This is a genomic window from Roseateles sp. P5_E11 (assembly GCF_054049355.1).
Map to the genome: position 1 here is coordinate 1 of NZ_JBFUMO010000333.1, position 6,473 is coordinate 6,473.

The 6,473-nt window shown below is 65.3% G+C and carries 6 protein-coding genes; 4 read left to right on the forward strand and 2 right to left on the reverse strand.

Annotated features, from left to right (window positions below; translation table 11 throughout):
• The 4 genes from hemN to ACXJKR_RS20955 all read left to right on the forward strand — a co-directional run.
• A partial coding sequence (gene hemN / locus ACXJKR_RS20940) for an oxygen-independent coproporphyrinogen III oxidase (protein WP_457324458.1) occupies nucleotides 1-1,318 on the forward strand: 1,318 nt, incomplete at its 5' end.
• Nucleotides 1,318-1,938 (forward strand): urease accessory protein UreH domain-containing protein, encoded by a 621-nt coding sequence (locus tag ACXJKR_RS20945; RefSeq protein WP_457324459.1) that lies wholly within the window; start codon nucleotides 1,318-1,320, stop codon nucleotides 1,936-1,938. The genes hemN and ACXJKR_RS20945, both read left to right, overlap by 1 nt.
• Nucleotides 1,939-2,001: 63 nt before the next feature.
• Complete coding sequence (icd, locus tag ACXJKR_RS20950) at nucleotides 2,002-3,258, forward strand: NADP-dependent isocitrate dehydrogenase (RefSeq protein ID WP_457324460.1); 1,257 nt, start codon at nucleotides 2,002-2,004, stop codon at nucleotides 3,256-3,258.
• Between the two features lie 33 nt (nucleotides 3,259-3,291).
• On the forward strand, nucleotides 3,292-3,567 hold the full coding sequence (locus ACXJKR_RS20955; protein WP_056197762.1) for a hypothetical protein: 276 nt from the start codon (nucleotides 3,292-3,294) through the stop codon (nucleotides 3,565-3,567).
• Between the two features lie 265 nt (nucleotides 3,568-3,832).
• Here the strand turns inward: ACXJKR_RS20955 and ACXJKR_RS20960 are convergent, their stop codons facing one another.
• Both ACXJKR_RS20960 and ACXJKR_RS20965 read right to left on the reverse strand, forming a co-directional pair.
• Nucleotides 3,833-6,070 (reverse strand): NADP-dependent isocitrate dehydrogenase, encoded by a 2,238-nt coding sequence (locus ACXJKR_RS20960; RefSeq protein WP_457324461.1) that lies wholly within the window; start codon nucleotides 6,068-6,070, stop codon nucleotides 3,833-3,835.
• Nucleotides 6,071-6,236: 166 nt separating this feature from the next.
• A partial coding sequence (locus ACXJKR_RS20965) for a cold shock domain-containing protein (RefSeq protein WP_457324462.1) occupies nucleotides 6,237-6,473 on the reverse strand: 237 nt, incomplete at its 5' end.

Below are 6,473 nucleotides of genomic sequence, written 5' to 3' on the forward strand. Positions count from 1 at the left end.
GCGCTACACCTCCTACCCGACGGCCGACCGCTTCGTCGAGGCCTACCAGGCACCCCAGCACCTGCAGGCCCTGGCACAGCGCGGCGCGGCCCAGCCGCTGTCGGTCTATGTGCACATCCCGTTCTGTGAGCAGCTCTGCTACTACTGCGCCTGCAACAAGATCATCACCAAGCACCACGAGCGCGCCCAGCCCTATCTGGCCGCGTTGAACCTGGAGATGGACCTGGTGGCCGAGGCCCTGGGTGGCCACGCGCCCGTTTCGCAACTGCATCTGGGCGGTGGCTCGCCGACCTTTCTGTCGGACACTGAACTGAGCGTGCTGATGGATGCGTTGCGCCGGCGCTTCAAGCTGCTGCCTGGCGCCGAGTTGTCCATTGAGGTGGACCCGCGCACGGTCGACCTGGCGCGCCTGGCGCACCTGCGCCGGCTCGGGTTCAACCGCCTGTCCTTCGGCGTGCAGGACTTCGACCCGGCCGTGCAGAAGGCCGTGCACCGCGTGCAGCCGCTGGCCTCTGTCGCGGCCCTGATGCGCGGGGCGCGCGAGCTGGGTTTCGCCTCCATCAGCGTCGACCTGATCTATGGCCTGCCGCTGCAGACGCCGGCGTCCTTCGCGCGCACCATCGCCCAGGTCGCCGAGCTCCGGCCCGACCGCATCGCGATGTATGCCTATGCCCACCTGCCGCAGCGCTTCAAGCCGCAGCGCCGCATCGTCGCCGAGTTGCTGCCGCCGGCGGGTGACAAGCTGGCCATGCTGTCAGGCGCGATCAGCGCGCTGCTGGGCGAGGGCTATGCCTACATCGGCATGGACCATTTCGCGCTGCCCGACGACCCGCTGGCCGTGGCCAAGCGCCAGGGCCTGCTGCACCGCAACTTCCAGGGCTATTCGACGCAGCCTGATTGCGATCTCATCGGCCTGGGCGTTTCGGCCATCAGCCGCGTCGGCGCAACGTATGCGCAGAACGCCAAGACCCTGGCCGAGTATGAGGATGCGCTGAACCAGCGCCAGCTGCCCGTGCAGCGCGGCCTGGCATTGACGCGCGACGACCTGTTGCGCCGCGCCGTCATCATGGCGCTGATGTGCCAGGGCCGGCTGGAGTTCGAGTCCATCGCGGCGTCCTATCTCGTCGACGTTGCCACCTACTTCGCGCCGGAGCTGGAGCGCTTGTCCCGGCTGGCCGACCAGGGCCTGGTCGAGCGGCAACCCGACGCCTTGCGGGTCACGCCGCTGGGCTGGTATTTCGTGCGCGCCGTCGCGTCGGTCTTTGACCGCTACCTGCAGGCCGACGCCAGCCGCGAGCGCTTCTCCAAGATCATCTGATGGATGCGGCCCTGGTCCTGTCCGCCACGCTGATGGGGCTGGCAGGCATGCCGCACTGCGCGGCCATGTGCAGTGCGCCTTGCGCCCTCGCCGCGGGGCACCGGCCCATGCGGTTGCTGGCCGGCCGACTGTTGGGTTATGCCACGGGTGGCGCCATCGCGGCCGCCTCCGCGCAGGCGCTGGCGCGCGCCTCTCAGGGTGTGATGCTGCTGCAGCCGGCCTGGGCCCTGCTGCAGGCGGCGCTGCTGCTGTTCGGCCTGATGCTGTTGGTGCGTGGCCGCGTGCCGGCGTGGCTGGGCGCCGTGGGCTGGCGCCCTCAGCCGCGCCATGCCTTCGCTACCGGCATCGCCTGGGTGGCCATGCCCTGTGGGCTGCTGCATGCRGCGCTGCTGCTGGCCGGCTTGTCAGGCTCGCCCTTGAGCGGTGCCGCGGCGATGGCTGGCTTTGCGCTGGCCAGCACACCGGGCCTCGTCATCGCGCCGCTGTGGCGGGCGCGGCTGCTCAAACGGGGCACGGGTGGCGAGGTGCTGGCGCTGCGCCTGGCCGGACTCATGCTGGCCGCGGGGGCGGCGTGGGGGCTGGTGCACGGCGTGTGGCAGCGGCTCCTGCTGGCCTGCTGAGCCGGCCATAAACTCGCCGGGTTTCGTTTCCTAGTCTCGTCTCTTGCGCGGAGCCCACACGTCATGTCCGAACACATCAAGGTGCCTGAAGGCGGCCAGAAGATCACCGTCAACGCCGACTTCACGCTGAACGTGCCCGACCAGCCCATCATTCCCTACATCGAAGGCGACGGCACCGGCCTGGACATCACGCCCGTCATGCTCAAGGTGGTGGACGCGGCGGTGGCCAAGGCCTACGGCGGTGCGAAGAAGATCCACTGGATGGAGGTCTACGCCGGCGAGAAGAGCACTCGCGTATACGGCCCCGATGTGTGGCTGCCCGAAGAGACGCTGCAGGCCGTGAAGGAATACGTTGTCTCCATCAAGGGGCCGCTGACCACGCCCGTCGGCGGTGGCATCCGCTCGCTGAACGTCGCCCTGCGCCAGGAGCTGGACCTGTATGTCTGCCTGCGCCCCGTGCAGTATTTCGACGGTGTGCCCAGCCCGGTGAAGGAGCCGCACAAGGTCGACATGGTCATCTTCCGCGAGAACTCGGAGGACATCTACGCCGGCATCGAATACGAGGCCGAGAGCGACAAGGCCAAGAAGCTCATCAAGTTCCTGCAGGACGAAATGGGCGTCAAGAAGATCCGCTTCCCAAACACCTCGGGCATCGGCATCAAGCCTGTCAGCCGGGAGGGCACCGAGCGCCTGGTGCGCAAGGCCATCCAGTACGCCATCGACAACAACAAGCCCAGCGTCACCATCGTGCACAAGGGCAACATCATGAAGTTCACGGAGGGCGGTTTCCGAGATTGGGCCTATGCGCTGGCTCAGAAGGAGTTCGGCGCCCAGCCCATCGATGGCGGCCCGTGGTGCAAGTTCAAGAACCCGAAGACGGGCAAGGACATCACCATCAAGGACAGCATCGCCGACGCCTTCCTGCAGCAGATCATCCTGCGCCCGGCCGAGTACAGCGTCATCGCCACGTTGAACCTGAACGGCGACTACATCTCCGACGCACTGGCCGCGCAGGTGGGCGGCATCGGCATCGCCCCGGGCGCCAACATGAGCGACTCCATCGCGATGTTCGAGGCCACGCACGGCACGGCGCCCAAGTACGCCGGCAAGGACTATGTGAACCCCGGCTCCGAGATCCTGTCGGCCGAAATGATGCTGCGCCACATGGGCTGGATAGCCGCCGCAGACCTCATCATCAGCGCGATGGAAAAGGCCGTCCTGAGCAAGAAGGTGACCTACGACTTCGCGCGCCTGATGGACGGCGCGACGCAGGTGTCGTGCTCCGGGTTCGGGCAGGTGATGATTGACCAGATGGAGTGACACGGTTTCGCCCCGAACGCCTAGACTTTGGGCATGCCGGACTACATCAACACCTACGTTGACGAAAATCAGCTCCTCATCTACGAGGGGGCGGACTTCGACGAGGTGTATCTGGCTGACCGTTCGGGTGAGCGCGGTGCACAGGTGTGGTGTTGGACTCGTCGTGAGACGGACCTCAACAAGGCTAGTTGGCTGCGGCTGATCGTGTCGGTCGATGACAAGGATTCCGCTGCCGCCGTGGAGCGGGTCCGTGGCGCGTTGAAGCCGAATCCTGTGCCGGATCCGTTTCGCAAGCCCGTGCCGCATTGAGGGCGCCGGCTTTTGTTGCCAGGTGCACAAAAAGAAACCCCGGCGCGGAGGCCGGGGTTTGGGGCGACCCGTGGTGCTTCACGTGTCGCCTGTCAGAAGGCTTTGCAGGAGCAAACGCCTGGTATCAGACTGTAGTAAATATTTTGGTCGTTGGGCTTGCTGTTTCATTGCGGAATACCCGCCAACGTGAAATCGCAACGCGTCATGAGGCGTTGCAAGCAAAACGGGGCGCCGATGGCGCCCCGTTTCTTCGTTCAGCGGTCGATCAGCTGGCCAGCGATTGCAGCGCCGCGTTGAACGTGGCGCTGGGGCGCATGATCTTGTCCAGCTTGGCCACGTCCGGCAGGAAATAGCCGCCGATGTCGGTCGGCTTGCCTTGGACGGCCTTCAGTTCCTCGGCGATCTTGGCCTCGTTGGCGGTCAGCGTCTGGGCCAGTGGCTTGAAGCGGGCCGCCAGTTCGGCGTCCTCGGTCTGCTCGGCCAGGGCCTGGGCCCAGTACAGCGTCAGGTAGAAGTGGCTGCCGCGGTTGTCGAGCTCGCCGGTTTTGGGGCTGGGGCCCTTGCCGTTGTCCAGCAGCTTGCCGGTGGCGGCATCCAGGGCCTTGGCCAGCACCTTGGCCTTGGCGTTCTTGGTCTTGATGCCCACGTCTTCCAGGCTGACCGCCAGCGCCAGGAACTCGCCCAGCGAATCCCAGCGCAGGTGGTTTTCCTCCACCAGCTGCTGCACGTGCTTGGGCGCCGAGCCACCGGCGCCGGTTTCGTACATGCCGCCGCCAGCCATCAACGGCACGATGGACAGCATCTTGGCCGAGGTGCCCAGTTCCATGATGGGGAAGAGGTCGGTCAGGTAGTCGCGCAGGATGTTACCGGTGGCGCTGATGGTGTCCTGGCCGCGGATGACGCGCTCCAGCGTGTAACGCATCGCGCGCACCTGGCTCATGATCTGGATGTCCAGGCCGGTCGTATTGTGCTCATGCAGGTACATCTTGACCTTGGTGATGAGCTGCGCCTCGTGCGGGCGGTAGGAGTCCAGCCAGAACACCACCGGCATGCCGGAGTTGCGGGCGCGCGTGACGGCCAGCTTGACCCAGTCGCGGACGGCGGCGTCCTTGCACTGGCACATGCGCCAGATGTCGCCCTGCTCGACGTCCTGGCTCATCAGCACCTCGCCGGTGGCGAGATCGGTGATGTTGGCCACGCCGTCCTCCGGGATCTCGAAGGTCTTGTCGTGCGAGCCGTATTCCTCGGCCTGCTGGGCCATCAGGCCCACGTTGGGCACCGTGCCCATGGTGCGCGGGTCGAAGGCGCCATGCCATTTGCAGAAGTTGATGATCTCCTGGTAGATGCGGGCAAAGGTCGACTCCGGCATCACGGCCTTGACGTCCTTCAGGCGGCCATCGGCGCCGTACATCTTGCCGCCGCTGCGGATCATCGCGGGCATGGAGGCGTCGACGATGACGTCGTTGGGCGAATGGAAGTTGGTGATGCCCTTGGCCGAGTCCACCATCGCCAGTTCGGGGCGGTGTTCGTGGCAGGCGTGCAGGTCGCGCTTGATCTCGTCCTGCTTGGCGCTGGGCAGCGTGGCGATCTTGGTGTACAGGTCCACCATGCCGTTGTTGACGTTGATGCCCAGTTCGTCGAACAGCTTGGCGTGCTTCTCGAACGCGTCGCGGTAGAAGATGCGCACGCAGTGGCCGAACACGATGGGATGGGACACCTTCATCATGGTGGCCTTGACGTGCAGCGAGAACATCACGCCGGTCTTGCGCGCGTCCTCGATCTCTTTCTCATAGAAGGCCAGCAGGGCCTTCTTGCTCATGTACATCGAGTCGACGACCTCGCGGTCCAGCAGCGAAACCTTGGCCTTGAGCACGATGGCCTTGCCGCTCTTGGTGATGAGCTCCATCTTCACGTCGCGTGCGCGGTCCAGCGTGATCGACTTTTCACCGTGATAGAAGTCGCCGTCATGCATGTGCGAGACGTGCGAGCGCGAGGCCTGGCTCCAGTCGTCCATGCGGTGCGGGTTCTTGCGGGCGTATTCCTTCACCGCCTTGGGCGCGCGGCGGTCGGAGTTGCCCTCGCGCAGCACCGGGTTCACGGCCGAGCCGATGCACTTGTTGTAGCGCGCGCGGATGTCCTTCTGCTCATCCGTCTCGGGCTTTTCGGGGTAGTCCGGGATCTTGTAGCCCTTGCCCTGCAGTTCCTTGATGGCGGCCTTCAACTGCGACACCGAGGCGCTGATATTGGGCAATTTGATGATGTTGGCTTCCGACTTCAACGTCAGCTTGCCCAGGGCGGCCAGGTTGTCGGGCACGCGCTGCTCTTCGGTCAGCAGTTCCGGGAACTGGCCCAGGATGCGGCTGGCCACCGAGATGTCGCTGCTGACGACGTCGATCCCAGCCGACGCCGCGAAGGCCTTGACGACCGGCAGCAGCGAGGCAGTGGCCAAGCGGGGGGCTTCGTCGGTCAACGTGTAAACAATCTGGGTCTTTTCGGCGGTCATGAGCGTGTTCCGGTAGATGGCAATCCGTGCTGCACACAGCGCCAGGAGGCGGCGCGCAACACGTAACTCTAGCAAGCCGGGCGCGCGCTTGCTGCGCGAGCCCGGCGGCGCCAATGCAAAAGCCCCGTGGCGTCAGGCCACGGGGCTTTTGATTTGTGAGCTCAGCTCAGGACGCCAGTTGCGGCTGTTGCTGCTGCTCGGCGGCGCGTGCGGCTTCCATCGGCGTGATGTTCTGCGCAAGCTGGCCTTTGGGGCCCTGCACCAGGTCGAACTGCACCTGGCTGCCCTGCTTCAGCGTCCGGAAGCCTTCCATCTGGATCGCTGAAAAATGGGCGAAGACATCATCTCCGCCAGCTTCCGGCTCGATGAATCCGAAGCCCTTGGCATCGTTGAACCACTTGAC